Source organism: Nocardia seriolae NBRC 15557 (genome assembly GCF_007990715.1).
In the GTDB taxonomy this organism is placed as follows: domain Bacteria; phylum Actinomycetota; class Actinomycetes; order Mycobacteriales; family Mycobacteriaceae; genus Nocardia; species Nocardia seriolae.
Genome location: NZ_BJWY01000040.1, coordinates 1 through 26,217, shown reverse-complemented (window position 1 = coordinate 26,217; position 26,217 = coordinate 1). Strand labels below are relative to the sequence as shown.

At 68.9% G+C, this 26,217-nt stretch carries 22 protein-coding genes, 1 other RNA gene and 1 pseudogene; 9 read left to right on the top strand and 15 right to left on the bottom strand.

The features are described from left to right. Positions 1–468: 468 nt before the first annotated feature. The 3 genes from NS2_RS14800 to NS2_RS14790 form a co-directional block, all read right to left on the bottom strand. Positions 469–3,507 (bottom strand): bifunctional [glutamine synthetase] adenylyltransferase/[glutamine synthetase]-adenylyl-L-tyrosine phosphorylase, encoded by a 3,039-nt coding sequence (locus NS2_RS14800; RefSeq protein WP_036546584.1) that lies wholly within the window; start codon positions 3,505–3,507, stop codon positions 469–471. A 257-nt stretch (positions 3,508–3,764) separates the two neighbouring features. Beyond that, positions 3,765–5,105, bottom strand: a complete 1,341-nt coding sequence (locus tag NS2_RS14795; protein WP_033088040.1) for a glutamine synthetase family protein — start codon at positions 5,103–5,105, stop codon at positions 3,765–3,767. A 205-nt stretch (positions 5,106–5,310) separates the two neighbouring features. Beyond that, positions 5,311–6,846, bottom strand: coding sequence for an alpha/beta hydrolase (locus tag NS2_RS14790; RefSeq protein ID WP_081985929.1), 1,536 nt, complete (start codon positions 6,844–6,846; stop codon positions 5,311–5,313). 246 nt (positions 6,847–7,092) lie between these two features. Between NS2_RS14790 and NS2_RS14785 the strand changes: the two genes are divergently transcribed. From NS2_RS14785 to NS2_RS14760, 6 genes are all read left to right on the top strand, one after another. Next, entirely contained in the window at positions 7,093–8,226 is a 1,134-nt protein-coding gene (locus NS2_RS14785; protein ID WP_081985928.1) for a S1C family serine protease, read from the top strand. A 16-nt stretch (positions 8,227–8,242) separates the two neighbouring features. Further along, complete coding sequence (locus tag NS2_RS14780) at positions 8,243–8,716, top strand: GNAT family N-acetyltransferase (RefSeq protein WP_197707904.1); 474 nt, start codon at positions 8,243–8,245, stop codon at positions 8,714–8,716. A 209-nt stretch (positions 8,717–8,925) separates the two neighbouring features. After that, positions 8,926–9,783: a 3-methyl-2-oxobutanoate hydroxymethyltransferase gene (gene panB / locus NS2_RS14775; protein WP_033088062.1), complete on the top strand. Its 858-nt coding sequence runs from the start codon at positions 8,926–8,928 to the stop codon at positions 9,781–9,783. A 232-nt stretch (positions 9,784–10,015) separates the two neighbouring features. Then, a complete protein-coding gene (locus NS2_RS14770) occupies positions 10,016–10,468 on the top strand; it encodes a hypothetical protein (protein ID WP_052086454.1) in 453 nt (150 codons plus the stop codon). Then, positions 10,468–11,424: a prolyl aminopeptidase gene (pip, locus tag NS2_RS14765; protein WP_033088038.1), complete on the top strand. Its 957-nt coding sequence runs from the start codon at positions 10,468–10,470 to the stop codon at positions 11,422–11,424. The genes NS2_RS14770 and pip overlap by 1 nt, the downstream gene beginning before the upstream one ends. Further along, complete coding sequence (locus NS2_RS14760) at positions 11,425–12,321, top strand: CHAD domain-containing protein (protein WP_033088037.1); 897 nt, start codon at positions 11,425–11,427, stop codon at positions 12,319–12,321. Between the two features lie 12 nt (positions 12,322–12,333). On the opposite strand, the gene NS2_RS38725 is transcribed toward NS2_RS14760, so the two are convergent. The 3 genes and pseudogenes from NS2_RS38725 to NS2_RS14745 form a co-directional block, all read right to left on the bottom strand. Continuing rightward, a complete protein-coding gene (locus tag NS2_RS38725; RefSeq protein ID WP_418303788.1) occupies positions 12,334–12,438 on the bottom strand; it encodes a zinc ribbon domain-containing protein in 105 nt (34 codons plus the stop codon). A gap of 385 nt (positions 12,439–12,823) precedes the next feature. Then, positions 12,824–13,771, bottom strand: a pseudogene (locus NS2_RS14750) (ATP-binding cassette domain-containing protein); the annotation flags it as partial. A gap of 98 nt (positions 13,772–13,869) precedes the next feature. Next, positions 13,870–14,568 (bottom strand): substrate-binding domain-containing protein, encoded by a 699-nt coding sequence (locus NS2_RS14745; protein WP_155239316.1) that lies wholly within the window; start codon positions 14,566–14,568, stop codon positions 13,870–13,872. Between the two features lie 50 nt (positions 14,569–14,618). Here NS2_RS14745 and NS2_RS14740 point away from each other — a divergent pair, with 50 nt between their 5' ends. Then, positions 14,619–15,521, top strand: a complete 903-nt coding sequence (locus NS2_RS14740; protein WP_197707903.1) for an ROK family protein — start codon at positions 14,619–14,621, stop codon at positions 15,519–15,521. Then, entirely contained in the window at positions 15,437–15,805 is a 369-nt protein-coding gene (locus tag NS2_RS37475; RefSeq protein ID WP_259466221.1) for an ROK family protein, read from the top strand. The genes NS2_RS14740 and NS2_RS37475 overlap by 85 nt, the downstream gene beginning before the upstream one ends. Positions 15,806–15,838: 33 nt before the next feature. Here the strand turns inward: NS2_RS37475 and NS2_RS14735 are convergent, their stop codons facing one another. The 4 genes from NS2_RS14735 to rnpB form a co-directional block, all read right to left on the bottom strand. Next, positions 15,839–17,311 (bottom strand): RNB domain-containing ribonuclease, encoded by a 1,473-nt coding sequence (locus tag NS2_RS14735; RefSeq protein WP_033088034.1) that lies wholly within the window; start codon positions 17,309–17,311, stop codon positions 15,839–15,841. 15 nt (positions 17,312–17,326) lie between these two features. Then, on the bottom strand, positions 17,327–17,596 hold the full coding sequence (locus NS2_RS14730; protein WP_228102700.1) for a hypothetical protein: 270 nt from the start codon (positions 17,594–17,596) through the stop codon (positions 17,327–17,329). Positions 17,597–18,114: 518 nt separating this feature from the next. Next, positions 18,115–19,146 (bottom strand): SPFH domain-containing protein, encoded by a 1,032-nt coding sequence (locus NS2_RS14725; RefSeq protein WP_081985927.1) that lies wholly within the window; start codon positions 19,144–19,146, stop codon positions 18,115–18,117. A 350-nt stretch (positions 19,147–19,496) separates the two neighbouring features. Beyond that, positions 19,497–19,925: RNase P RNA component class A (rnpB, locus tag NS2_RS14720), an RNA gene on the bottom strand. 30 nt (positions 19,926–19,955) lie between these two features. Here rnpB and NS2_RS14715 point away from each other — a divergent pair. Continuing rightward, positions 19,956–20,843 carry an alpha/beta hydrolase gene (locus NS2_RS14715; RefSeq protein WP_033088032.1) on the top strand — a complete coding sequence of 296 codons (888 nt, stop codon included), beginning with the start codon at positions 19,956–19,958 and terminating at the stop codon, positions 20,841–20,843. A gap of 12 nt (positions 20,844–20,855) precedes the next feature. Here NS2_RS14715 and NS2_RS14710 read toward each other — a convergent pair whose 3' ends face one another. The 5 genes from NS2_RS14710 to NS2_RS36030 form a co-directional block, all read right to left on the bottom strand. Then, on the bottom strand, positions 20,856–22,073 hold the full coding sequence (locus NS2_RS14710; protein ID WP_033088059.1) for a bifunctional RNase H/acid phosphatase: 1,218 nt from the start codon (positions 22,071–22,073) through the stop codon (positions 20,856–20,858). Between the two features lie 335 nt (positions 22,074–22,408). Further along, the gene (locus NS2_RS14705; protein ID WP_036552181.1) at positions 22,409–23,146 is read right to left on the bottom strand and encodes a zinc ribbon domain-containing protein; all 738 of its coding nucleotides are present in this window, start codon (positions 23,144–23,146) and stop codon (positions 22,409–22,411) included. Positions 23,147–23,290: 144 nt separating this feature from the next. Beyond that, a complete protein-coding gene (locus NS2_RS14700; protein WP_033088030.1) occupies positions 23,291–24,424 on the bottom strand; it encodes a Nif3-like dinuclear metal center hexameric protein in 1,134 nt (377 codons plus the stop codon). A gap of 52 nt (positions 24,425–24,476) precedes the next feature. Then, complete coding sequence (cobC, locus tag NS2_RS14695) at positions 24,477–25,526, bottom strand: Rv2231c family histidinol phosphate aminotransferase CobC (RefSeq protein ID WP_045437666.1); 1,050 nt, start codon at positions 25,524–25,526, stop codon at positions 24,477–24,479. Between the two features lie 92 nt (positions 25,527–25,618). Continuing rightward, a partial coding sequence (locus tag NS2_RS36030) for a hypothetical protein (protein ID WP_222594869.1) occupies positions 25,619–26,217 on the bottom strand: 599 nt, incomplete at its 5' end.

Below are 26,217 nucleotides of genomic sequence, written 5' to 3'. Positions count from 1 at the left end.
GATCGTCGTCGTCACGCTCGCCGTCTTCGCAATCCGTCTCGCTATCGGGGCCGGTCCGACATCCGAACCGTCCTCGCCGGTGGGACCGGTCCATTCGCCCGCCACGACAACGACTTTCGTCACCACCCCGGCTGAGTCGACCGCACCGCGCAGCACCAGACCGCCGACGACGCCACGGCCGACCACATCGGTTGCGGTCGTTCCGCCGACCCCGCGCACATCCGGCTCGACCGCCCCAATCCCGCCGACCTCGAGGGTCACCGAACCGACGACCCCGCCGCCACCGGTCACGACGCAGCCACCGGTCACGACGCAGCCACCGGTCACGACCCCGCCACCGGTCACTTCGCCAGGCGGACCGGTCGTGAACTGAGGTTTCGCGCACCGCGGATGTTCGGAAGCACATCCAGCCGTCGGCCGCGGGTCGGTGGGGCGGAACAGCCTGCGGCGAGTTGTCCGTCCGGAGTGCTATTCGCCGCCGAAGACTCGCTCTACCACTGTTTTTGCGCGGCGGGTTACGCGCATGTAGTGGTCCAGGAATTCGCTGCCGTCGTCTGTTGGCCAGCCTGCTACTCGGGCTATGGCGGAGAGGAGGGTGCCCGGGCCGGGGAGTTGGTCGGCGGGTTTTCCTCGGACCAGGACCAAGGCGTTGCGGGCCTTGGTGGCGGTCAGCCAGGCGTCGCGCAGAAGGGTGGCGTCGGCGGTGTCGATGAGTTCGGCGCGTTCGATGGCGTCGAGGGATTCGAGGGTGGAGGTGTTGTGGAGGTCGGGGACCTCGTGGGCGTGCAGGAGTTGCAGGAGTTGGACGGTCCATTCGATGTCGGCGAGGCCGCCGCGGCCCAGTTTGGTGTGGGTGGCTGGGTTGGCGCCGCGCGGGAGGCGTTCGGAGTCGACGCGGGCCTTGATGCGGCGGATCTCGCGGACGCCCTCCGCGGACATGCCGCCCTCGGGGTAGCGGATGGGATCGACGGTGCGCAGGAAGCGGATTCCGAGTTCGCGGTCGCCCGCCACCTGGTGGGCGCGCAGCAGGGCCTGCACCTCCCAGGGCTGGGCCCACTGTTCGTAGTAGGCGGCGTAGGCGGCGAGGGTGCGGACCAGTGCGCCATTGCGGCCCTCGGGGCGCAATCCGGCATCGACCTGCAGCGGCGGGTCGGTGCTCGGCGCGCCCAGCAGGCGCTGCACCTGTTCGGCGACGCTGATGGCCCATTTCACGGCGAAGGTCTCATCCGCGCCGGGGCGGGGGTCGCACACGAAGAGCACGTCGGCGTCGGAGCCGTAGCCGAGTTCCATGCCGCCGAGCCGTCCCATGCCGATGACCGCGAAGTCGGCGGGCGCGGGCCCGCGAAGCTCGGCCTCACTGGCCCGGATCACCGCCTGCAGCGCGGCTTCCAGAGTGGCGATCCACACCGAGGACAGCGCCTCGCACACCCGCGGCACATCCAGCATGCCGAGCACGTCGGCCGAGGCCACCCGCGCCAGTTCGTGCCTGCGCAGCGAGCGCGCGGTCGCGACGGCCCGCCTGGGATCGTCGTAACGCCCTGCGCCGGAGAGGATTCCGCGCGCCACATCGGCGGGCTGGGTGGCCAGCAGCAGCGGCCCGTCCGGCCCGTCGGCGTACATGCGGATGGTCTCGGGCGCGTTGATCAGCAGGTCCGGCAGGTAGGCCGAGGAGCCGAGCACGATCATCAGGCGCTGCGCGATGGCCCCTTCGTCTCGGAGCTCGCGCAGGAACCAGATCTCGTTGTCCAGGCCCTCCGAGACCCGCCGGTAGGCGAGCAGCCCGGCGTCGGGATTCGGTGTCTCGCCGAGCCATTCGAGCAGGGTCGGCAGCAGCAGCGCCTGGATCCGCCCCTTGCGCCCGACCTCCCCGGTGAGCGCCTTCAGGTGTCCGAGCGCGTTCTCGGGTGCGCCGTAGCCGAGCGCGGCCAGCTGCCGCACCGCCGCCTCGGGGCTGAGCCGCAGATTGTCCGCGTCCAGCCGCGCCACCGATTCCAGCAGCGGCCGGTAGAACAGCTTGGCGTGTAACCGCCGCACCCGCATGGCGTTTCGTTTGATCTCGCTGGTCAGCACGCCGACCGCGTCCTGGCGGCCGTCGGGCCGCATGTGCGCGGCGCGGGCCAGCCAGCGCATGCCCTCCTCGTCCTCGGGGGCGGGCAGGGTGTGGGTGCGCTTGAGCCGCTGCAACTGCAAGCGGTGCTCGAGCAGGCGCAGGAATTCGTAGGAGGCGGTGAGGTTGGCGGCGTCGTCGCGGCCCACGTAGCCACCGTCGGCCAGTGCGGTCAGCGACTCCACGGTGCCCTGCACGTGCAGGGACTCATCGGCCTTGCCGTGTACCAATTGCAGCAGCTGCACGGCGAATTCGACGTCGCGCAGGCTGCCGTGCCCCAGCTTCAGTTCGCGCTCGCGCATGTCGGCGGGCACCAGATCCTCGACGCGCCGCCGCATGGCCTGCACGTCGGCCACGAAGTCGGGCCGTTCGGAGGCCGCCCACACCATGGGCATGAGCGCGTCGCGGTAGTCGCCGCCCAGCGTCAGATCGCCGGTGGCGGGCCGCATCTTGAGCAGCGCCTGGAATTCCCAGGTCCGCGCCCAGCGCTTGTAGTAGGCGATGTGCGAGTCCAGGGTGCGCACCAGCGCCCCGGCCTTGCCCTCGGGCCGCAGCGCCGCGTCGATCTCGAAGAAGGCCGCGCTGCCCACGCTCATCATCTCGGCGGCCAGCCGGGTGGCGGTGGTGCCGGCGGGTTCGGCGACGAAGATGACATCCACGTCGGAGACGTAATTCAGTTCCCGCGCACCGCATTTGCCCATGGCGATGACGGCCAGCCGCGCCGGCACCTCGCGGTCCACGCACACCCGCGCCACCGCGACCGCCAGTGCCGCGGTGAGCGCCGCGTCGGCCAGATCGGTGAGATGCTGCCCCAACTGCTGATACGGCAGCACGGGTTCGTTCTCGACGGTGGCGGCCAGGTCGATGGCGGCCAGCAGCATGAGCTGATCGCGATACCGCTTGCGCAGCAGGGCGATCGCCTCCGGCCCGGACACGCCCGCGCGATACAGCAGGGGTCCGGCATGGGCCCCGGTCTCCGGTTCGCCCTTGACGACCTCCAGCAGATCCGCCAGCACCTCGGCGCGCGAGGGCAGCTTCGGCTGCTTCAGCAGCTGCCAAGCCTGCGGATCGGCCACCAGATGATCGGCGAACGCACTCGACGACCCGATCAGCGCGAGCAGCCGCCCACGCAGCGAGGAGCTCTTGCGCAGCTCGTAATCCAGTGCGGCCCAGTCGCTCCCGAGTTGCTCCCGCAACCGGATGAGCGTCAGCAGCGCCAGATCGGCGTCGGGTGAACGCGACAGCGCCCAGAGCAGGGGAACGCTGTCCACGTTGTCCCAGGCCACCTCTCGCAGCGAGCCGGCGGCCGAAGGCTCGAGCAACCCCAGCCTTCCGACACCGGGCACAGCGGGCCTTCCTACACCGGGCACAGCGGAACGAGCAGTCGGTGGCCGAACCATTCCTTCAAATTACATGTCACGTCGAACCGACATGCCGCCCATCCCTCCCAAACGGGACATCGTTGCCCGCTCGCCGCCGGTTCGACTCACGAATGCACCCGGACGATCACCTCACCCCTGCTGGCCGATCCACCCAATGTTCGCGGCCCGCCTCGGCCTGGACTGACGGAGCGGGGGAGCGAAGCGGAGGAGCGGAGGAGGGAAGGCCGAGGTAACAGGGCCGCGAACCCGCCCGGAGCGAAGCGGAGGGCAAAATGTCACAGCCCGAGGTATTCCTTGAGCTCGTAGGGGGTCACCTGGTTGCGGTAGCCCGCCCACTCGCGGCGCTTGTTGCGGAGGAAGAAGTCGAAGACGTGCTCACCGAGGGTCTCGGCGACCAGTTCGGACTTCTCCATGTTCTTCAGCGCCTCGTCCAGGGACGCGGGCAGTTCGCGGAAGCCCATGGCGCGACGCTCGGCGGTGGTCAGCGACCAGACGTCGTCCTCGGCCTCCGGCGGCAGGGTGTAGCCCTTCTCGATGCCGCGCAGACCGGCCGCGAGCAGCACCGCGAACGCCAGGTACGGGTTGCAGGCGCTGTCGGGGCTGCGGATCTCGACCCGCCGCGAGGCGGCCTTGTTCGGGGTGTACATCGGGACGCGCACCAGCGCAGAGCGATTCGAGCGGCCCCAGGAGGCGGCCGTGGGGGCCTCGCCGCCGTGGACCAGGCGCTTGTAGGAGTTCACCCACTGGTTGGTGACCGCGGAGATCTCGTGCGCGTGCTCGAGGATGCCCGCGATGAAGGCGCGCGCGGTCTCCGACAGGTTGATCGGATCGTCGGGGTCGGCGAAGGCGTTCTGCTCGCCCTCGAACAGCGACATGTGGGTGTGCATGGCCGAGCCCGGGTGATCGGCGAACGGCTTGGGCATGAACGACGCCCGCACGCCCTCGTCGATGGCCACGTCCTTGATCAGGTAGCGGAAGGTCATGACATTGTCGGCCATGGACAGCGCGTCCGCGTAGCGCAGGTCGATCTCCTGCTGGCCGGGTGCGCCCTCGTGGTGGCTGAATTCCACGGAGATGCCCATGGATTCGAGCGAGTCGATGGCGTGACGGCGGAAGTTGGGGGCCTCGTCGTGCACGGCCTGGTCGAAGAAGCCACCATTGTCGGCGGGGATGGGCTGGGAGCCGTCGTGCGGACCCGGCTTCAGCAGGAAGAACTCGATCTCGGGGTGCACGTAGCAGCTGAAGCCCAGATCAGCGGCCTTGTTCAGCTGCCGCCGCAGCACGTGGCGCGGATCCGCCCAGGACGGCGAACCGTCCGGCATGGCGATATCGCAGAACATGCGCGCGGAGTGCTGATGCCCCTTCGACGTGGACCACGGCAGCACCTGGAAGGTGGACGGGTCCGGCTTGGCCACCATGTCCGCTTCGGAGACCCGGGCAAACCCCTCGATGGCCGAACCGTCGAAACCGATGCCCTCCTCGAACGCGCCCTCCAGCTCGGCGGGCGCGATCGCGACAGACTTGAGATAACCCAGGACATCGGTGAACCACAGTCGCACGAATCGGATATCCCGCTCTTCGAGCGTGCGGAGGACGAATTCCTTCTGACGGTCCATGTTCGCGACTGTAGGGGCCGGGAGTTAAATCCGTGTTACATAAACGTCAGCAGGCGCGGCGAGGCTGTGTCTAATTTGCCCTCCGCTTCGCTCCGGGCGGGTTCGCGGCGCTGGAAGTCTCGTTCTTCCCTCCCTCCGCTCCTCCGCTTCGCTCCCCCGCTCCACTCAGTCCAGAACGAGACGCGCCGCGAACTTTCCAGGGAACTCAGCAGGTGAGGCCTGCGGCGGGCTCCTTCAGGTCGACCAGATACGAGACCACCGGATCATCGACGCAGGCCTTGCCCTGCAGGGACACGGTGTGCTGGGTGCCCTTGAAGGTGATCAGGCTCGCGCCCAGCTGCTGGGCCAGGTCCACACCGGCCTGGTACGGGGTGGCCGGATCGTCGGTCGTAGAGATCACCACGACCTTGGGCAGGCCCGGGATGGAGAGCTTGTGCGGGGTGCCCGTATTGGGGACCGGCCAGAAGGCGCAGCCCTCGAGCGGGGCGGCATTGCCGCTGTGGCCGTCGTCCAGGAACGGGGCGACGCGGCGGTAGTCGGCGTCCTGCTTGGCGGCCACGGCGCGGTCGGTGATCGGCGGATCGTCCACGCAGCGAATGGCAGTGAAGGCGTCGGAGCTGTTGTCGTAGGTGCCGTCGTCGTGGCGGCCGTCGTACATGTCGGCCAGCGCCAGCAGGGTGTCGCCGCTGCCCTGGGCCAGTTCGCGCAGGCCCTTGGTGAGGGCGGGCCACAGTCGCACCGAGTAGAGGGTCTGCTGGACGCCGGTGATGGCGTCGCCGTAGTGCAGGCCGCGCGGGTCCTGGGTGGGAACGGGCTTGTCCCACAGCGGATCCACCAGGGCGCGGAACTTCTTGGTGGCCTGCTTCGGGTCGTCGCCGAGCGGGCAGTTGGTCTTCTCCTTGGCCGCGCAGTCGGCCGCGTAGTTGTCGAAGGCGTTCTGGAAGCTGGCGGCCTGGGCCAGGGACTCCTTGAGCTGATCCTGATCCGGCTTGAGGGCGCCGTCGAGCACGAGCGCGCGCACGCGGTCGGGGAACTTCTCGGCGTAGGTGTAGCCGATGCGGGTGCCGTAGGAGTAGCCCAGGTAGGTCAGCTTCGAGTCACCCAGCGCGCCGCGGATGACATCCATGTCCTGCACGACCTCCCGGGTCCCGACGTGGGCGAGGAACTCCTTGCCGGTGCGCTCGACGCACTTGTTGGCGAAGTCCTTGTTCTCGGCCTCGATGGCGGCGATGCCCGCGGGCGAGTTGTCCTTGTTGGGTTCGGCACGCTGGGCGTCGTTCTCGGCGGCGGTCATGCACTGGATGCTCGGCTGGGAGGCGCCGATGCCGCGCGGGTCGAAACCGATCCGGTCGAAGCGCTCGGCCAGGTCGGTCTTGTCGCCGATGGAGACCATGTTCAGGCCGGTCACGCCCGGACCGCCCGGATTGAGCAGCAGCGACCCGATCTTCTTGCCGGTGGCCTTGATTCGCGAGATGGCGATCTTGGCGGTGGCGCCGCCGGGATTCGCGTAGTCGACCGGCACCGTCACACGGGTGCACTCGGAGCCCTTGGGCAGCGAATCGTCATCGCTCTGAACGTAATCGGTGCAGCTGCCCCAGTTCAGGGTCTGGTGGTAGAAGCTGTCCAGCCCCAACGGTGCGCTCGGGGTGGGCTTGCCGTCCACCACGCTGGTGCACGCAGCCGCGGTCATCGCCAAGGTCGTGGCCAGCAGCACGACTCGGCCGGTTCGCATCAACGCCATGCCACGATCGTGCCATTCCACCGAAACCACCCTCGCACCCCTTCCGGCGCTCTCATATACGTCTCTGTTCACATCGCGGCCGCCGCGTGCGTGCGCAACGTCACGAATGCCACGGACCCGGGACGATAGGGGTTCGGAGCCGACCCTGTGCGGTACGTGGGCGTTCGCACGGTAACTCCCCAGGCGGCTCTCAGAAACCGCATGCTTAATGGGAGAGAACCGGGGGCTCGACCTATGAGGGGCGTCATGAATCTGCAACGACAGTCGCCGGACCACTCTGCCGGGGGTGCGGCGCGCTCGCGGACCATTCGTGCGGCGGCCGCCGCCGTGGTGGCGTTGGCCGCGACCTTGGGGCTCGTAGCGTGCGGACCGAGCACACTGGTGCCGGGCAATCCGGTGGCGCAGTCGCCGGGTGGGGTGACGCAGAGCCAGCCCGTCGACTTCAACACTCCCCCAGCCGATCTCGACAGTGCCGCGCAGGCGGTGGTGCCCGGGATCGTGGACGTCAATACCGTGCTCGGGTTGCAGAACGGCGAGGGCGCGGGCACCGGCATCGTGCTCAGTTCCGACGGCATCGTGCTCACCAACAATCACGTCGTCGAGGGCGCGACCAAGATCTCGGTCACCGACCTGGGCAACGGCCAGACCTACGACGCCACCGTGCTCGGCTTCGACCGCAGCGAGGACATGGCCGTCATCAAACTGGTCGGCGCCTCCGGTCTCCAGACGGCACCCCTCGGTGACTCCGACAAGGTCGGCGTCGGCGACCAGGTGGTCGGCGTCGGCAATGCGGGCGGCCGCGGCACCCCCACCGCCGCCGCGGGCAAGGTGACCGCCCTCAACCGCTCCATCACCGCCAGCGACGACGCCACCGGCAGCTCCGAACAACTCACCGGCCTCATCCAGGTGGCCGCCAATATCGAACCCGGCGATTCCGGTGGCCCCCTGGCCAATTCGTCCGGCCAGGTGATCGGCATGGACACCGCCGCCTCCAAGGGCTTCCGCTTCAGCATCGGCGGCGGCCAGGGCTTCGCCATCCCCATCAACAAGGCCCTGACCGTGGCCAAGCAGATCCAATCCGGCCAGCCCACCGACCGCATCCACATCGGCGACACCGCCTTCATCGGCGTCTCGGTCGCCTCCACCTCCACCGGCGCCCAAATCCGCGGCGTGGTCCAAGGCGGCCCCGCCGACCAACTGGGTCTCGAGGCCCGCGACGTGATCACCGCCCTCGACGACCACCAGATAACCTCCGCCACCGACCTCACCACCACCATGGACCAACACCACCCGGGCGACACCATCACCCTGAAATGGACCGACACCACCGGCCAACCCCAATCCGCCCGAGTCCAACTGGCCAAGGGCCCGGTCGGCTAGCAACCGGACCCGGGAAGTGACGCCGACCATTCGAGAACTGACGGATGCGGACTGGCCGCTGTGGCGGCGGCTGCGACTGGCCGCACTGGCCGAGGCACCACATGCCTTCAAGTCGTCCTTGGCCGACTGGCACAACGGCGCAGAACAGCGATGGCGCATCCGTTTCGAAGACCCCACCACCCACAACGTGGCCGTTCTCATCGATCACCAACCGGTCGGCATGGCCAGCGGTGTCCCGGCCGAGGGAAGCGTCGTCGAACTGAGGTCGCTATGGGTGAGCCCACCGGCACGCGGGCAGGGCGTCGCCCCAATGATTGTCGCCGCCATCGAGACATGGGCACGCAGCCGACACGCCACCACACTGCGCCTGTCCGTGCTGCCAGGCAACCGAACAGCCATCGCGCTGTACGACCAACTCGGGTTCGGCCTCGTAGCAGCGGTTGCGGACGGTTCGACCAGCGAACTCGTCATGCAGAAGCGTCTCGATTGACAGCTCGTACCAGCGATGCAAGCGGGCGGCTTCCGCACAGCCGACAACCTCGGACGGCTTCCTCGGGGAGCTGGACTGTCACTCATGCCGGGTGACCGGGGTGTGAGGTATTGCATCTGCGGGGTGAGCGGGGGGAATGGCAGACTGAGGGCGTCAGAACAACCCGGGGACCCGGTATGGGCCTCGAGGAAACGACGAAAGGGACGATGATGTCCGTATCCGATGCGGAAACGCCCGTGTATGGGGCGGCTGTGGCACCGAAGACTCCCGCTAAGCGGAAGATGCGAGTGCAGCATTTGCAGCAGATGAAGCAGGATGGGGAGCGGTGGTCGATGCTCACCGCGTATGACTACTCGACTGCTCGGATTTTCGAGGACGCCGGGATTCCGGTGCTGTTGGTGGGGGATTCGGCGGCGAATGTGGTGTACGGGTATGACACCACCGTTTCGATCAATGTCGATGAGTTGATTCCGCTGGTGCGCGGGGTGGTCAAGGGTGCGCCGCATGCGCTGGTGGTGGCGGATCTGCCGTTCGGGAGTTACGAGTCCTCGCCGGAGCAGGCGCTTGCTACGGCGGTGCGGTTCATGAAGGAGGCGGGGGCGCACGCGGTGAAGTTGGAGGGTGGTGAGCGGGTCGCCGACACCATTCACAAGCTGACCGCGGCCGGGATTCCGGTGATGGCGCATATCGGGTTCACGCCGCAGAGTGTCAATACCCTCGGCGGGTTCCGGGTGCAGGGGCGCGGGGACGGGGCCGAGCAGCTCATCGCGGATGCCATCGCGGTGCAGGAGGCGGGGGCGTTCTCCGTGGTGATGGAGATGGTGCCGGCCGAGTTGGCGGGGCAGGTCACCCGGAAGCTGACCATTCCGACCATCGGCATCGGGGCCGGGGCGGAATGCGATGCGCAGGTGCTGGTCTGGCAGGACATGGTGGGCTACACCGGCGGCAAGACCGCCAAGTTCGTCAAGCAGTTCGCGGATGTGGGCGGCCAATTGCGTACGGCCGCGGCCACTTACGCCGACGAGGTGCGCCGCGGCGTGTTCCCCGGCCCGGAGCACAGCTACTGAGCGAGCTCGCCTCATGAAGCCGGACGCCCCCGCGGATCACCGCGGGGGCGTCTCTCGTCATCCCGGCCGGGCCCCACTCGCGGAAATGACGGAGGGCACCCGGGCCCGGCCGATAGCCATCAGCTATCGAGTCTCATCGACCGCAAGTCTTCTCGGTCCGCCAACTCGTTTTGGTGGCAGACTCGGAGTCCAACGAGCTGGATCGACCAAAGGGAAGTTCATGGATCGTGGAATGAGTCGCTGGGTTCGGCGGGCGCCGCTGGTGCTCGCCGGGGTGGCCGCCGTCGCGTTGACCGCGGCGTGCGGGGACAACTCCTCGACCGGATCGACGCAGCCGAAGGGCTCGGGCTCACCGCTCACGTCCACCTCGGCGGGGCCGAGCACCACGGGCGCACCGACCACCCCGGCTACCGGCGCGGGGCTCAATGTCACCGACGATCAGGCCAAGCAGCTGTGCGACCTGCTGCGTCCGCAGCTCTCGGACTGGCGGGTGCAGACCCCGACCATGGACAAGTTCTCGCTGAACGCGACCGTCATCCAGTGGGCGGCGCAGAACAATCTGTTCCTGCCGAACGAGCGCGGCGTGGCCGATCGGGTCACCACCAAGGCCTGTCCGGACGTGCGTGATCAGATCCTCTCCGCCGTCGAGATCCCGAACCTGTCCGCGGGGCTGGTGGCCGGCTGATGCGCACCCTGTACCCACCGATCGAGCCCTATGAGAAGGGCATGCTGGACGTCGGTGACGGCCAGTCGCTCTACTACGAGGTGAGCGGCAACCCGGACGGCAAGCCCGCGGTCTTCCTGCACGGCGGACCCGGCGGCGGCACCTCGCCGTATCACCGGCAGTTCTTCGACCCCGAGGCCTACCGCATCGTGGTGTTCGATCAGCGCGGTTGCGGCAGGTCCACCCCGCACATCGCCGACGGCGCGAGCCTGGAACACAACACCACCTGGCATCTGGTAGCCGATATTGAAAGGCTGCGAACGCATTTGGGTGTCGACCGCTGGCTGGTGTTCGGCGGCTCGTGGGGTTCGACGCTGGCATTGAGCTATGCGCAGGCCCATCCCGACCGGGTCACCGAACTGGTGCTGCGCGGGATATTCCTGTTGCGGCGCAAGGAAATCGATTGGTACTACAATGGCTCCGCGGGGTACGTGTACCCCGATGAGTGGGAGAAGTTCCTGGCGCCGGTGCCCGAGGCCGAGCGCGGACAGGACCTGGTCGAGGTCTACCACCGTCTGCTGCACTCCCCCGATGCCGCCCTCGCCACCGACGCGGCCGTCGCGTGGTCCACCTGGGAGGGTTCCACGAGTTCCCTGCTGCCCCATCCCGATCGGGTCGCCGAAACCGCCGATCCGCGCTTCGCGCTGGCCTTCGCGCGCATCGAGAACCACTATTTCGTCAACCGCGGCTTCCTCGACGAGGGACAGCTGCTGCGCGACATCGACCGCATCGCCCACATTCCCGGCGTGATCGTGCAGGGCCGCTACGACGTGGTGTGCCCGGCCACCAGCGCCTGGGATCTGCATCGGGCCTGGCCCGGTTCGGAATTGCACCTGGTGCCCGACGCCGGTCACGCCGCTCTCGAACCCGGCATCACCCACCACCTGGTGGAAGCCACCGACAAGTACAGGACGTAGATGAGCACCACAGCCGGTTCCGCCTTGATCGACGCAGTAGCCGCCGATGTGGACCGGCTGTGCACGTCCGAACCCGATGTGCGCCAGGATCTTCCGGATTCGGTGCACAAGATGCGGGTGGCCACCCGGCGGCTGCGCAGCGTGCTCAAGTCCTATCGCCGGGTGCTGCGGCGCAAGCCGATCGGCGAGGTGAACGACGAATTGCGCTGGCTGGCAGGACTGCTCGGGGTGGCCCGGGACGCCGAGGTACGGGCCGAGCGGTTCGCGGTCCTGCTCGGCGACACCGGGGTGCCGTTCGACGAGCAGACCGTACCCCTGGGTGAGAAGTCCGCTCCGCGAAAGGATTTCGGACACCGGCTGGTGGCCGACGAGCGCCGGTTCTACGCCGGGGCGCACAGCGCGGTGGTCGACGCCTTCGACAGCCGCCGCTACCGCACCCTCGTCGACCGGCTGCACGGCCTGATCGCCAACCCGCCGCTGCGCACCACCCAGGCCGCCGAACCGGCCGAGCTCGTCTTCACCGAGGTGCTGCGCCACGATTTCGGCGACCTGCGCCGCCTGGTCCGCATGGAGCCCAGCCTCGCCGAGGCCGAACGCGTCGAGCACCTGCACGACATCCGCAAAGCCGCCAAACGCCTGCGCTATTCGGCCGAGGCCGCCACCGCCGTGCTGGGCGGACCCGCCGCGGAGCTGGGCAAGAAGGCCAAGCACCTGCAAGGGGTGCTCGGCGATCACCGCGATGCCGTCGAGGCCATGCAGACGCTGCGCACCTACGCCGCCGACGCGGCCGAATCCGGCTATCAGCGCCTGTGCGACGCCGAGGAAGCCGCGGCCGCCAAGGCACTCGAGCAGTACCCCGACGCGGTCGAGTTCCTCCGCCACCATCCCCTGGGCTGAACCGCCCTCGGATCAGTGGACGCGGATGCCGCACCGCGAGCACAGCTGGCTCGAGGGGAAGAACCGATCCACTGTCCCGAAATACCGGTTGTGTCGAGCGGCCTTTTCCGCCACCATTCGGGTGAACATCGCCCACCCGGCATCGTGTACCGACTTCGCCAATCTCGTGCGGGCCAGACCCTTCACGCTCAGGTCCTCGACGAACACCGCTTGGTTGTCGCGAATGATCATCGTGGAGTGCGACGGCGGCGACCAGCGGGGAGCCCTGGGCGACGTTCTGCCAGAAGGTGTTGACGCCCACCACGTTCAGGCCGTTGTCGAGCGCGCCGAGCAGGATGACCGCGAGCAGGGTGCCGCCGACGGTGCCCTTGCGCACCTCCTGCTCGATGGACGGCGTCCGCACCCGCAGCGACTCGACATACTCCTGCGCCAGCTGCCGTTCCGCACCGCGGCGCACGAATCGCCAGCGCCGCAATCGATCCAGCATGGCGAGCGAGATATTGTCGCGCACCCCGCGGTGCAGCAGCAGCGCCTGCGCCTTGCGTTCCTCGGGCGCGTAACCCATTCCGGCCCGGACCACGTCGCGCGGTTGGCGCAGCCGCACCCGCTTGCCGTCGATCCGCACCTCGCCGGAGCGGATCGGCAGGTCACCCGCGAGCGCGCCGGCCAGTTCGGAGCGGCCCGCGCCGACCAGCCCGGCCGGCGCCACCACTTCACCGGCGCGCACCTTCAGGCTCACATCGGTCACGTCGTCGGTGGTGACGTGATCCACCTCCAGCAGGACCGGCCCGAGCTCGGAATGCTTGCGCGCGAACACCGTCGACAGATCGCGGCCGACCATCATCCGCACGATCTCCTGATCGTCGGTGTCGGCGGTGTCGCGCACCCCGACCAGCGCGCCGTCGCGCAGCACCGCCACCCGATCGGCCAGCTGGAAGATCTCACGCATGCGGTGCGAGACGTAGATGACGGCCAGGCCGCGGTCGCGCAGGCGGCCGATCAGCGCGAACAGCGATTCGGTCTCGTGATCCGAGAGCGAGGAGGTGGGTTCGTCGAAGGCGATCACCTTCGCCTCGGTGGTCAGCGCCCGCATGATCTCCACCAGCTGGCGTTGGGCCGCGGTCAGTTTCGAGCCGAGGGTGTCCGGATCCAGGTCCCGGCCGAAGCCGAGCCGATCCAGATCGGCGCGCACACGGGCCCGCAGCGCCGCCCGATCCAGCAGGCGGCCCGCACGGCGCGGTAACGCGCCCAGGTAGACGTTCTCGGCGACCGACACGTGCGGCACGATCTCGGGCTCCTGCCCGATCACCCGGATGCCCGCCGCGCGCGCCGCCGCCGGACTCGCCAATTCCAGTGCCGCACCGTCGAGTTCGAGGGTGCCGCCGTCGGGACGATGGTCACCGCCGAGGATCTTGATGAGCGTGGATTTGCCCGCGCCGTTCTCCCCCATCAGCGCGGTCACCATGCCGGCCGGAAAATCCAGGCTCACCTCGCGCAGCGCCGGGACACCGGCGAAACCCTTGGTGAGACCGGACACCCGCAGTCCCGTCAGCTGCACGAGACGCCCGCCTGCTGCCAGTTGCTCGCGTCCACCATCTTGGTCGGGGCGAAAGCCTCGGCGGGCATGGACTTTCCGTTCTTCAGGAAGTCGTACATGGTCTGCACGGCCAGCGCGCCGACGTCCTTGCCATTGATGAACAGGGCCGCCTTGAAACCGGTGGGCTTGCCGCCGCGCCATTCCTTGCAGGCCAGGTAGGCGCCGAGGCCGACGCCGAGCACATTGTCGGCGGCGTAGCCGGCGTTCTGGATGGCCGCGACACCGCCGCTGACGTTCTCGTCATTGCAGCCCATGACGATCCAGTTCTTCACCGATCGGTTGCCCGCCACCGTCGCGGAGATCTTGTTCTGCGCGTCCGAGGGGGTGTTGTCGGTGCCGACCTCGATCACCTTCACGTCCGCGCCCGAAGTCTCCTTGAACGCCTTCTGATTCGCCTTCACGCGGTCGGTGCAGACGGTCACGTCCTGTTTCCAGGCGTCGACGATGGCGGTGTCCTCGGCCTTCCAGCCCAGCTTCTTGAAGTCCTCACCGGCGCGGGTGCCGACCTCGGTTCCCATTTGCGTGCCGCTGAATCCGACGCGCGGCACCATATTGTCCTTGCCGCACGAGGACGGCGACGGGCCATTGGTGCAGACCTGATCGTCGGAGGTGAGCAGCGCGACGCCGCCGGACTTGGCCAGCTGCGCCACCTGCGGCCCGGTTGACCGCGCGGGATATCAGGCGCCGCAACAGGTTCTGCGTGCTGCAGGCGGTGTACGCGGCGGCCGGGCACACCAGTCGCCAGGAGATCGCCCAGGCCACCGGGCTCTCCTTCGCGACGGTCGGCAATATGATCGCCGAACTCCTCGAGGTGGGAGTGCTCGCCGAACTCGGCTACGAGGCGGCGGGAATCGGGCGGCCGCGCGCCCGGCTCGCCGTCAATCCCGACCGCGGCAGGCTGATCGGCGTCGATATCGCCGAAACCAGTATTCACGTGGACGTTTTCGACCTCGCCATGTCGGTCCCGCGCTCCACCGAGATCCCCGTCGATCCCACCGCGACCGCGCCGGACGACATTGTCGAGCTCATCGTGGCGGGCATCGACGAGGTGGTCGCGGGCGATGCCGGAAAGGTGCTCGGCATCGGCCTGAGCGTCCCCGGCCTGGTCGAACCCGAGACCGGCAAATCGGTGTTCTCACCGTACTGGCACTGGCACGACGTCCCGCTCAAGACGCTCCTCGAACAGCGTCTGCCCTATCCCCTCTACCTCGACAATCCACCGAAAGCCAGTACGGCCGCCCAACTCTGGTTCGGCGCGGGCCGCGACGTGGACGACCTCATCGTGGTCACCCTCCGCGCCGGCGTCGGCATCGGCGTGGTCATCGACGGCATGCTGTACCGCGGCGTCACCAACAGCGCAGGCGAATGGGGCCACACCAACCTCGTCCTCGACGGCCGGGAATGCACGTGCGGCCGCAACGGCTGCGTCGAGGCATACGTGAGCGCTCCCGGCATCACCGCCACCCTCCGCGAGTTCGACCCCGCCAGCCCCCTTCTCGCCCCGACGACGCCACCACCATCGCCGCGATCGCAACCGCCGCCGCCCAGGGCGACGAAACCGCCCACGCCACAATCGAAAAGACCGGCCACTACCTCGGCGTAGCCATAGCCAACCTGGTCAACCTCTTCAACCCCCGCCGCATAGTCTTCGGCGACCTGGTCGCCCGCCAACTGGGCACCCCCCTCCTCGACGCCACCCGCCGCTCCACCGCCCACCACGCCATGACCGACCCCTTAACAGCCGTGACCCTCGAACTCGACGCCCTCCCCCACAACCCCTCCAGCCTCGGCGCCGCCACCTTCGCCCTGGAGGGCTTCCTGGCCGACCGAGAAACCTTCACCTCGGTAGCCACCCGCCGAGCCCGCCGCCCCGAAACCCCCGTCTGAGTCCGGCGAACCACTGAATTGCCCTGGGCACTCCTAGGTTTCAGGGTTCGGCGGCGGCGCGAAGCTGAAGGTGACCGTGCGGGTGATGGGGTCGGCGGCGTCGAGGCGGACTCGGACGTGGCGGCCTTCGGGTGGGGATCCGGCGCATTTGGAGAGCACGGGTGGGTCGGCGATGAAGATTTCGGCGGGGCGGGTGCCGTTGGATTCGCGCAGCACCACGGCCTCGAAGTCGGTGCCGACGCGTGGGGACAGGATGGTGGCTTCGGTGAGGTCGACGCAGGCGCGTTCGACCTTGCCCGCCAGGGCGTCGGTGCGGCGCATGGTGTCGACCACCGGGGGGAGGGCGTCGCGGACCCATTGGGGGACTTCGGTTTTCGCGCAGTGGGCCAGGCAGATCTCGGTGGCGAAGCGGTCGGCCAGGCGGCGCAGGGGTGCGGTCACGTGGGCGTAGGGGGCGCCGATCGCGCTGTGCTGCAAGGTGTCCGGGGCCTGGCCGTCGAGGATGGTGTAGGACGCCCCGCGCAGCAGGCCGGTGGCCTCGGACATGAGAACCAGGGCGGCGGGGGTGTTGCAGTCCAGGGCGGCCAGCATGCTGCCCGTGGATTCGCCGGCCGGCCAGGCCACGCCGACCGCGGCGGCGGTGCGGCGCATGGACTCGATGGCGGCCGCGGCGGGCGGTGGCATGGTGCGCAGCAAACCCACGTGCCCGGGGTTGCCGGAGCCGTGCGAGTTATTGCCATCGAGCATGATTGCGGCCGCGCACATGCCGGTCAGCAGGGAGATCTGTTCGTTCCAATCGTCGGCGGCGGTACGCGGTTCCACGGCCAATTGCCAATGGTCGATTCCGGTTTGCTCGCCGTCGCGGATAACGGTCTGGGAAGGCAGGCGCAGGGTGATCGCGCCGCGGCGAATTCCGGCCTCGATGCGCAGTCGGCCGAATTCGGGCAGCGCGGCGATCGAGGGATGCAGGCGGCCCGCGTCGGCGTCAGCCTGCACGCCCGCGTAGTCGAGGCGGGCGCGGGAACGGATCAGCGCGCGGGTCACCGAATAGCGCAGCGGCTCGGCGTGGGCGTCGCATTCGATGGTCCACAGCGCCGCCGGGCGGTCCGCGTCGGGCAGCAGGCTGGCACGGTTCTCGGACAGCACGGACGGGTGCAGCGGGACGATGCCGTCGGGGAAGTAGAAGGTCTGGCCGCGGGCCAGGGATTCGCGCGCCAGCGGCCCGTCGGGGGCGACCAGGGCGGCCACGTCGGCGATCGCGTAATAGAGGAGGAATCCGCTTCCGGTGCGTTCCAGGCACAGCGCCTGGTCCAGATCCATGGCACCCGGGGGATCAATGGTGACCAGCGGAATCTCCCGCCGATCGGCTCGGGCACCCGCGAACGCGTCGGCCGCGTCGCGGGCCTCCGAGACGGCCTCGGACGGATACTCCGAGGCCAATCCGAATTCGGTTCGAACGGCGCCGAAGTCCACCGGCGCCGAGACGATCCTCTGGTGCAGTTCCACTGCGAAAGGCTAGCCCTACTGGAGGGCCAGCATGGTGCCGTTCAGCTCGTTGAACGGACCGTACACGGTGAACACCACGCGGCCGTCCGGGTACTGCGACGACAACGCCGCCGCGGAATCCAGCGCTTCACCGAAGGAAGCGGCCGAGGGGTGCGGCAGGCCCGCGATGACCTGCCCGAAGTGGTTCTGAGCGACCCACAGCGTGTCCGCCGGGGTGAGATCGACCTGCACCCCACCCGGCAGCGGGGTCACCGCGACCGCGGAGGCGGACCCGGAACCCAGCACAACCGAAACGGAAGCGGCAGCGGTGAGAAGCGCACCCACTGCCAGTTTGCGAGCAATTCGCATTTAGACGAGACCTGCTTTCCGACGTTTGTTGAGCCCTTCGCCCGTTGCGGACCGCAACGGAACTTTCCAACGCGCAACACTTTATGACGTCGATCACGTTCGGTGCCAGTCAAGAGCAGATAACCCGCTCGACACGCCGAGCCGCGCCGATATGCCGCCGCGTCATCCCGGCGTATTGACCCCGGGCCTTGCCAGGTTGGTGTAGTCGCGCACCGCAATTCTCATCCAACCGGAAGGTCTGCGCACGCGAACGGGAGAGCGGCGTCGATCACGCCGCCCTCCCGTCCTAGGTCTCGCGGTCTAGCCGCGCAGCCCGTTCGGGAACTTCGCGCTGAAGAACTTGAATCCGTACGCGATCCCGAACAGCACCACAACGGCCGCCGGTTGAATCAGACCCGCCATGACTTACATCCTCATCATTCATCCGCCGGACGCGCCCGGACCCGGTGCCCGCGCTACGCCGACTCCTTGCCCACGCCCGGAGCACCGGCCGCGTTCGTCTTCCCTTGTGCGCCCGGCTGTTCCAGCGCCGCCAGCGCCTCCTGGATGCCGGGGCGCGTGAGCATTGCCATCAGCTCGGAGACGGCGGGAACCACGGCCGGTTGCGCGAGCGCCTGGACCGGTTGCTCAGCAGCGGGAGCCGGTTGCCCGGGAGCGAGAGCCGGTTGTGCCGGGGCCTCCTGCTCCTGCTCCCGCTCTTGTTCCTGCGCGACCGCTACGTGCCCGGGCGTGCTGCGTTCCAGAAATCGGAGTAGCTCCACGGGAAACGGCAACACCAGGGTCGAATTCTTCTCCGCCGCAACCTGAACCACCGTTTCGAGGAAGCGCAGTTGCAGGGCCGCGGGCGCCTTGGCCATATTCGCCGCGGCCTGCGCAAGCTTCTCCGACGCCTGCAACTCCCCCTCGGCGGAGATGACGCGCGCCCGCCGCTCGCGTTCGGCCTCGGCCTGGCGAGACATGGAGCGCTTCAACGCATCCGGCAGCGCCACGTCCTTGATCTCGACGCGATCGATGTGCACGCCCCAGTTCAGCGCCGGGCTGTCGATCATCAACTCCAGCCCCTTGTTGAGCTGCTCGCGATTGGACAGCAGATCGTCCAGCTCGCTCTTGCCGATGATGGACCGCAGCGACGTCTGCGCCACCTGCGCGACGGCGAACAGATAGTCCTGCACCTCGATCAACGCCCGTACCGGATCGACCACCCGGAAGTACACGACCGCGTCCACCCGGACCGTCACATTGTCCCGCGTGATCCCCTCCTGCGCGGGCACCGGCATGGTCACCACCCGCATGGAGACCTTGCTCATCTTGTCCACCCCGGGAATCAGCAGCCGCATTCCCGGATCGCGCACCGCCCGCACCCGCCCCAGCCGCAGCACCACACCCCGCTTGTACTGGGTCACGACCCGCACCCCGGCCCCCAGCGCGATCCCGGCAATAACGGCAAGGGCGGCCAGCCACCCAATCAACAGATACAGAACATCCATTGTTCGCTCCGCGAAACTATTTCCGCGCCACCGGAAATCCGATGGTGTGCCTCCATCATGGCACCCGAAGATCGGCTGTGCTTGATTTGCCCTCCGCTTCGCTCCGGGCGGGTTCGCGGCCCTGCAAGCTCGATTCTTCCCTCCTCCGCTCCTCCGCTTCGCTCCCCCGCTCCGTCAGTCCAGAATCGAGCCGGGCCGCGAATCGTGGGGTTTCCCCGAGAGCTACAGGAGTCCGACCTACCAATGGGTTTCGGATGCTTGCCCCTGTGAGTCGGCACCCCACCGATCGGGGTTTCAGGGGCTTGCCCCTGAGAGTTTCGAGAGTTGGGTAACTCTCGAGAGTTTCTGGGCGGACGAGTCGGTCTGTAAGCCGGATCCTGTACCCGGTGCGTGCACCGGGTGGCGACCATCCATCTGGACACACCGTTGCCGGGTGCCTCGAGCGGTCCACCCGCAGGCTCGGGCGAGCAGCCCTCGAACACCTGCGCAGCCGCACTCTCACGAGTCCGGCCTTCGACCTTGCTCCGGGCGGGGTTTACCTAGCCGCACCGGTCACCCGGCGCGCTGGTGCGCTCTTACCGCACCGTTTCACCCTTACCGGCGGTGCACTTCTCGCGAAGTGCGGCCCACCGGCGGTCTGTTCTCTGTGGCACTGTCCCGCGGGTTGCCCCGGGTTGCCGTTAACAACCGCCCTGCTCTCCGGAGTCCGGACTTTCCTCGGCGAAAGGCGGCGGCACAGCCGTGCCCGTTCCCTTCGCCGCGGCCGCCCGACCGACTCGTCCGCGGCCACCAGGGTACGGTAAGGCCCCATGGAGCGTGTCGAGGTGGGGTTCCCTTCGGGTGGCGAACAGTGCGCAGCATGGCTGTATCTGCCGGATGGACCGCCCAAGCCGCGCCCGCTGGTGGTCATGGGTCACGGGCTGGGGGCGGACCGGGAAATGGGATTGGACCGGTATGCCCGGCGCTTCGCGTCGGCCGGAATCGCCGCATTGGCTTTCGATTACCGGCATTTCGGGGCCAGCGGGGGTGAGCCGCGGCAGCTGATCAATATCGCCGAGCAGCGCGAGGACTGGCATTCGGCGATCGCTTTCGCGCGCACCATCCGGGGCATCGACGCGACGCGAATCGCGCTGTGGGGCAGTTCGTTCGGCGGCGGACACGTGCTGGCCGTCGCACCCGACGATCACTACATCGCGGCCGTGGTGGCGCAGTGCCCGTTCACCAGCGGCTGGTCCTCGGCCATGGCGAAGGGGCCGATCAGCCTGCTCAAGACCGGCACCATCGCGGTCACCGACCGCTTGCTGGGCCCGATCATCCGCAGACCGATCACCGCCCGTCTGGCCGGTAAGAAGCACTCCGCCGCCCTCATGAGCGCCGCCGACGTCCCCGCCGGATTCGGCCGCCTGGCCGAGGAGAGCACCCAGTACCGCCCGAAGGTGCCCGCCCGCATCGGACTGTCCACGCTGTTCGAGAACCCCACCCGGCACGTCAAGGACATCAAAGCCCCTGTCCTGTACGCGATCTGCGACAACGACTCGGTGGCCCCGCCGGGACCGACCCTGAAGGCGGCCGAGCGCACCAAGCACGCCACGGTCAAGCGCTACCCGATCGGCCACTTCGACATCTACTTCGACGACTGGTTCGAGAAGGCGGTCTACGACCAGACCGAGTTCCTGATGGCGACCCTGCGGCCGTAATCCCCGCGCCCGCTACAGGTACGAGGTGTCGTTGACCAGGCGGACCGATGACCCGCCGTCCGGGTAGAACTCCGCGATGGACAGCGACGCCAGGTCCAGGTGCAGCCGGTACAGCAGCGACGGACCCACCCCGAGGGCGAGCTGCAGCAGTGTCTTGATCGGCGTGACATGGCTGACCACAAGCACATTCGCGCCCGGATACAGCGCCGCCAGATCCCGCCGCACCCCCTCGACCCGCTCGCGCACCTGGTCGAAGCTCTCGCCGCCGGGCGCGGGCACCGAGGCGTCGCCCAGCCATTGCGCGTGCAGTTCGGGATCGTGGTCGCGCGCCTCCAAGAAGGTCATCCCTTCCCACGCACCGAAATCCGTCTCGATCAGCCCGGGCAGCTCCCGCACGGGCAGGCCGAGGGCACGACCCGCGGCCTCCGCGGTCTCCTTCGCGCGGCCCAGCGGGGAGCACACGATGGCTTCGATACCGCCCTTGGCCGCAAGCATTTCCGCGGCACCGGCCGCTTGGCTGCGGCCGAGCTCGGTCAGCGGCGGATTCCCGCGACCCGAATACCGCCGCTGCACAGACAGTTCCGTCTGCCCGTGACGCAGCAGCAACAGCCGGGTCGGCCGTCCGACCGCCCCGGTCCAGCCCGGCGACGGGGTCGCGCTCGCGGCTTGCGCACCGGCGTCGACCACGCCACCGGCGACGGCCGCGCCGATTTCGCCAACGCGCGCAGGGCTTTCCACCGCCGCGCCGATGATCTCCGCCGCCGCCAGTTCGGTCGGCTCGTCCGCGGGCACCGTCGCCGCGGCCAGCGCCGTCCGCACCTCGCCCACGGTGTCGGCGTCGTCCATGGCCTCGTTGGCGAGCTTGTCCGCGTGCTTGTTCTCCTTGCGCGGAATCCCGGTGAAGCTGACGCTGTCGAACCCGGACACCAGCCGCCGAGCCCGATCCGCGAGCGGAATCATGGACTCGTGCTTGACCTTCCAGCGGCCGGACATCTGCTCCACGACCAGTTTGGAGTCCATCCGCACCGCGACCTCGCGCGCCCCCAGCTCGGCCGCGGCCTCCAAACCCGCGATCAGCCCGCGATATTCGGCGACATTGTTGGTGGTGACCCCGAGGTACTCACGCCGCTCGGCCAGCGGCCGCACATGGTTGGCATCCCACACCACCGCGCCGTACCCGGCCGGCCCCGGATTCCCCCGCGACCCGCCATCAGCCTCGACGATCACCATGTCCACCAACGCTGCTCACCTTCCATCCCGCCGGTGCACCGAAACCACGGAGCGCCGAACCTCGAGTGCCGCCGCCGATAGAGTCTGCCGGTTCGGAAGTACACCCGTCCCGGCGGCCCGCTCGCACGGCTCGAACCGGGCAAGCCACGAGCCACCCGAAGCCTGGACTGCCCGGAACTCCGGGTGACCGGACTCCGTCCTCCCGCTCGACGACAACCCACCGCGGCCGCATCCATCTCGTCACCCGCTCGGCGACCTCGGCTCGCGGCCGTGTGCGCGCGCGGCGCGGGTCTGCGCTTCTTCGGCCGGGTGGGGCGTGGCCGCGCGGCGGGCGGTTACAGCCCGGAGTGCTTGGTGCGCACCAGGATCGCGCTGCATTCGGGGCAGCGGACGACCACGTTCGGGGCGGTCTGGGAGATGCGGGAGATCTCGCCGCGGTCGAGTTCGATGCGGCAGGCGCCGCAGCGGCGGGCCTGGAGCAGCGCCGCGCCGACACCGTAGGTGGTGCGCTGCTTGTCGTAGGCGGCGAGCAGGTCGGCGGGGAAGGCGCCGGACAGGGCGGCGCGGTCGGATTCGCAGCGCTGCTGGGCCACGGCCAGATCGGCGAGGGCCTCGTCGCGGCGGCGCTCGGCGTCGATCAGGTCGGCCTCGGCCTTGTCCAGGTTGGCGCCCGCGTGGTCGTGGGCGGCCGATTCGGCCTCGCGCTGCTCCATCACCTCGAGCAGGTCGTCCTCGAGCACCTTGCGGCGGCGTTCCAGGCTGCCCAGCTCATGCTGGAGTTCGGAGAGCTGCTTGGCCCCGACCGAGCCGGCGGTCAGCATGCCACGATCGCGTTCCTCACGCTTGCGGACGGCCTCGATCTCGCCCTCCAGCTTGCGGATGTCGCGGTCCAGGTCGTCCATCTTGATCTCGACCTTCACCGCCGCGTCCTTGCGGGTGGTGCGCTCGCCCTCCAGCCGCGCCACCTCCTGCGCCTCGGGCAGCACCTTGCGGCGATGCTCGATCCGCGTCAGCTCGGCGTCGACGGCGGCGAGGTCGAGCAGCTTGGCCTGGATCGATGGTTCGGCATTCAACGCGGAGGTCTCCTGAACACTATGGACGAATTCAAGAGACTAACCCTACCGCCACCGACGGCCCCGATCTGCCAACCCGGCTTCTAGCTGGACATTTGATCCGGTCGAGGGCGGGGTGGCCGCGCACGGTGTGGCGGCCGCCACCTAGCAACCGTCCACGCCGCCGAGCGTCCACGGGTCGGTGCGGATGGTCGAGACGCGGGTCTCCAGGCCGGGCACGGCGGCCCGCACGACGCCCTCGGCCTGGGCGCACCCGGGGAACTCGGTGGCCCAGTGGGCGGCGTCGATCAGGGCGGGGCCTCCCGCGCGCAGGTGTTCGTCGGCGGGGTGGTGGCGCAAATCGGCGGTGACGTAGGCGTCGACGCCGAGGCGGGAGACCTTGGACAGGAAGGAATCTCCCGCGCCGCCGCAGACGGCGACGGTGCGGATGACGCGGTCCGGATCGCCCGCGGCACGCACGCCCCAGGTGGTGGCGGGGAGAGCGGTGCGCACGCGAGCGGTGAAGTCGCGCAAGGTTTCCGGGGCGGGCAGCTCACCGACACGGCCGATGCCCAGGGTGGAGGGCAGGACCGCGCGTTCGGTCACGTGGTAGGCGGGTTCCTCGTAGGGGTGGGCGGCGCGCAGGGCGGCGAGGATGGCAGCGCGCCGGGAAGGGGGCGCGACCACCTCGAGGCGGTCCTCGGCGACCTCGTGCAGCTCGCCGGGTACGCCGAGGGCCGGGTTCGCGCCGTCGAGGGGGCGGAACTGGGCGGTGCCCGAGACCGTCCAGGCGGCGTCGGAGTAGCGCGCGCTGCTTCCGGCACCGGCGGCGAACAGGGCGTCGAGCACCTCGCCGCTGTGCGTGATCGGGACCGCCACCACCCACTTGTCCAGTGCGGTCAGGGGTTTCGGGTCGAGCGGGCCGGTCACGGTCAGGCCGATGGCCTGCGCCAGCGCGTCCGAGACGCCGGGGTCGGCGGAGTCGGCATTGGTGTGGGCGGTGAACAGCGCGCAGCCGGAACGGATGAGCCGGTGCACCAGCGCGCCTTTCGGCGTGCTCGCCGCGACCGTGTCCACCCCGCGCAGCAGCAGCGGGTGGTGCACGACCAGCGCCTGCGCACCCCACTCGACGGCCTCGGCCACCACGGCCGCCGTGGCGTCGACCGCGAACAGCACCCGCGACACCGGCTCGTCCGGGTCACCGCACACCAGCCCCACCGAATCCCACGATTCCGCGAGCTTGGGCGGGTACGCCGCATCCAGCGCCGCCATCAGATCCGCCAGCCGCACCGTCGTCACCTTCCAGCCTCCTCACCGAGAGTCATCGTCAAAGTCGTTTTCCCGCACCGAGTCACAGGCCGACCTCGCGAACCGCGGCAACGAGCCGGTCCACCGCGGCCGCCGGGCGCACCGCGACCCGCAGGAACCCGGTGTCCAGTCCCGGGAACGTATCACCGCGCCGCACCGCGATTCCCTTGTCCGCGAGCTTCTTTCGCAACAATTCCGCATCCGGCACCCGAATCAGCAGGAACGGCCCGGCGGCAGGCTCGTGCACCTCGATCCCCAGCTCCCGCAGCCGGGGAATCATGGCGGCCCGATCGGCAGCGATCGCCTCCGCCTTGCGCCCCGCTTCGGCCACCGCGGCCGGTTCGCTCACCGCCGCAATGGCTTCCAGCTGCAAAGTCCCGAGCGGCCAGTGCGCCCGCCCGTGCTTCAATCGCGCCAGCACCTCGGGCGCGCCGAGCACATAGCCGCACCGCAGCCCGGCCAGCGCCCACGTCTTGGTGAGACTCCGGAACACCAGCACATCCGGATGACTCTCCCCCGCAAGCGATTCCGCCTCGCCCGGCACCGCATCGGCAAACGCCTCGTCCACCACCAGGATCCGCCCCGGCCGCCGCAGCGCCCGCACACTGTCCGCACTGTGCAGCACCGAAGTCGGATTGGTGGGATTGCCGACCACCACCAGATCCGCGTCCTCCGGCACCACGACCCCGTCGAGGGTGTACGGCGGTTCCAGCACCACCCGCGCCACCGGCACCCCGCCCTCCCGCAACGCCAGCTCCGGCTCGGTGAACGACGGATGGATCACCGCCGCGAGCTCCGCCCCCAACCGAGGCAACATCGCGAACCCCTCCGCAACCCCGGCCAGCAACAGCACCTCTTCGACCGCCCGCCCATGCCTGCGCGCAACAGCCTCCCGAGCCCGCCGCTCGTCCCCCTCCCCCGGATACCGCCCCAACTCCCCCAACCGCCCCGCCAGCCGTTCCCGCACCCACTCCGGCGGCGCACTCCCCTGCACGTTCACCGCGAAATCAACCATCCCCGCCCGCGCCTCCACGTCCCCGTGATGCCGCAGCCGGGCACGGTCGAATCCCTCGAGTTCGGTGTCGTCCAGCACAGCCGTCCACCCTACGTGCCCCCTCCCCACACCCACCCGACAGAATGGCTTTCGGGCCTAGCGAAGCACCCGACCCGAGCGATCGGAGTGATCTACGCGCCGTCAGCTTTGGCGGGCGGCAAGTCACGAAGTGGCGGCATGGCCCTGCGGACGTAGAACTCCTCAGGGGTCACTGTGATCCCGTCAAGTTGCTGCACCAGGGTGCTCGGTATCTCTCCGCCCTCGAAATGCTCGGGGCTGGGAACTATGACGGCTTCAGCATCCAACCTGGTTGCCTGCGCCCTCAGGCGGGCCAACGGTGGCCGTCCGAACTTCGGGTCATAGATCACCATGTCTGTGAAGTCGTAGCCGAGACGTGTTGCAAGCGTGCGGATTTGACTCTGGTCCCACAGCTGAGACATTCCAGAAACATCAGTTCGGAGATACCCCAAACACGTTGGCTTCCACCGCATTACGGCCCCTTTGTCTTCGTGTCCGTCGAGTGCAATGTGTCCCCGAATCTCCAGATAGAACCCGCAGTAGCCGTCCGATTCGTCTCCGTGAGACTTGAGCTCCAGCACTCCGCCGGGGAACTGGAACAAGCGCGTACGCCGCGTGCCCGCCGGTCCGTCCGGCTCAGTCACGGCCGCCTCCCTCGAATCGCTACTGAGGCGGCTGGGTACCGCGACGACTGCACCGGTCCCTAGTGTCC

Bases quoted from the DNA above. Each gene is read 5' to 3' on its own strand.
- NS2_RS14800 (WP_036546584.1), bottom strand. From the start codon at position 3,507: ATGGTTCGGCCACCGACTGCTCGTTCCGCTGTGCCCGGTGTAGGAAGG.
- NS2_RS14795 (WP_033088040.1), bottom strand. From the start codon at position 5,105: ATGGACCGTCAGAAGGAATTCGTCCTCCGCACGCTCGAAGAGCGGGAT.
- NS2_RS14790 (WP_081985929.1), bottom strand. From the start codon at position 6,846: ATGGCGTTGATGCGAACCGGCCGAGTCGTGCTGCTGGCCACGACCTTG.
- NS2_RS14785 (WP_081985928.1), top strand. From the start codon at position 7,093: ATGAATCTGCAACGACAGTCGCCGGACCACTCTGCCGGGGGTGCGGCG.
- panB (WP_033088062.1), top strand. From the start codon at position 8,926: ATGTCCGTATCCGATGCGGAAACGCCCGTGTATGGGGCGGCTGTGGCA.
- NS2_RS14770 (WP_052086454.1), top strand. From the start codon at position 10,016: ATGAGTCGCTGGGTTCGGCGGGCGCCGCTGGTGCTCGCCGGGGTGGCC.
- pip (WP_033088038.1), top strand. From the start codon at position 10,468: ATGCGCACCCTGTACCCACCGATCGAGCCCTATGAGAAGGGCATGCTG.
- NS2_RS14760 (WP_033088037.1), top strand. From the start codon at position 11,425: ATGAGCACCACAGCCGGTTCCGCCTTGATCGACGCAGTAGCCGCCGAT.
- NS2_RS38725 (WP_418303788.1), bottom strand. From the start codon at position 12,438: ATGGTGGCGGAAAAGGCCGCTCGACACAACCGGTATTTCGGGACAGTG.
- NS2_RS14725 (WP_081985927.1), bottom strand. From the start codon at position 19,146: ATGGATGTTCTGTATCTGTTGATTGGGTGGCTGGCCGCCCTTGCCGTT.
- NS2_RS14715 (WP_033088032.1), top strand. From the start codon at position 19,956: ATGGAGCGTGTCGAGGTGGGGTTCCCTTCGGGTGGCGAACAGTGCGCA.
- NS2_RS14710 (WP_033088059.1), bottom strand. From the start codon at position 22,073: ATGGTGATCGTCGAGGCTGATGGCGGGTCGCGGGGGAATCCGGGGCCG.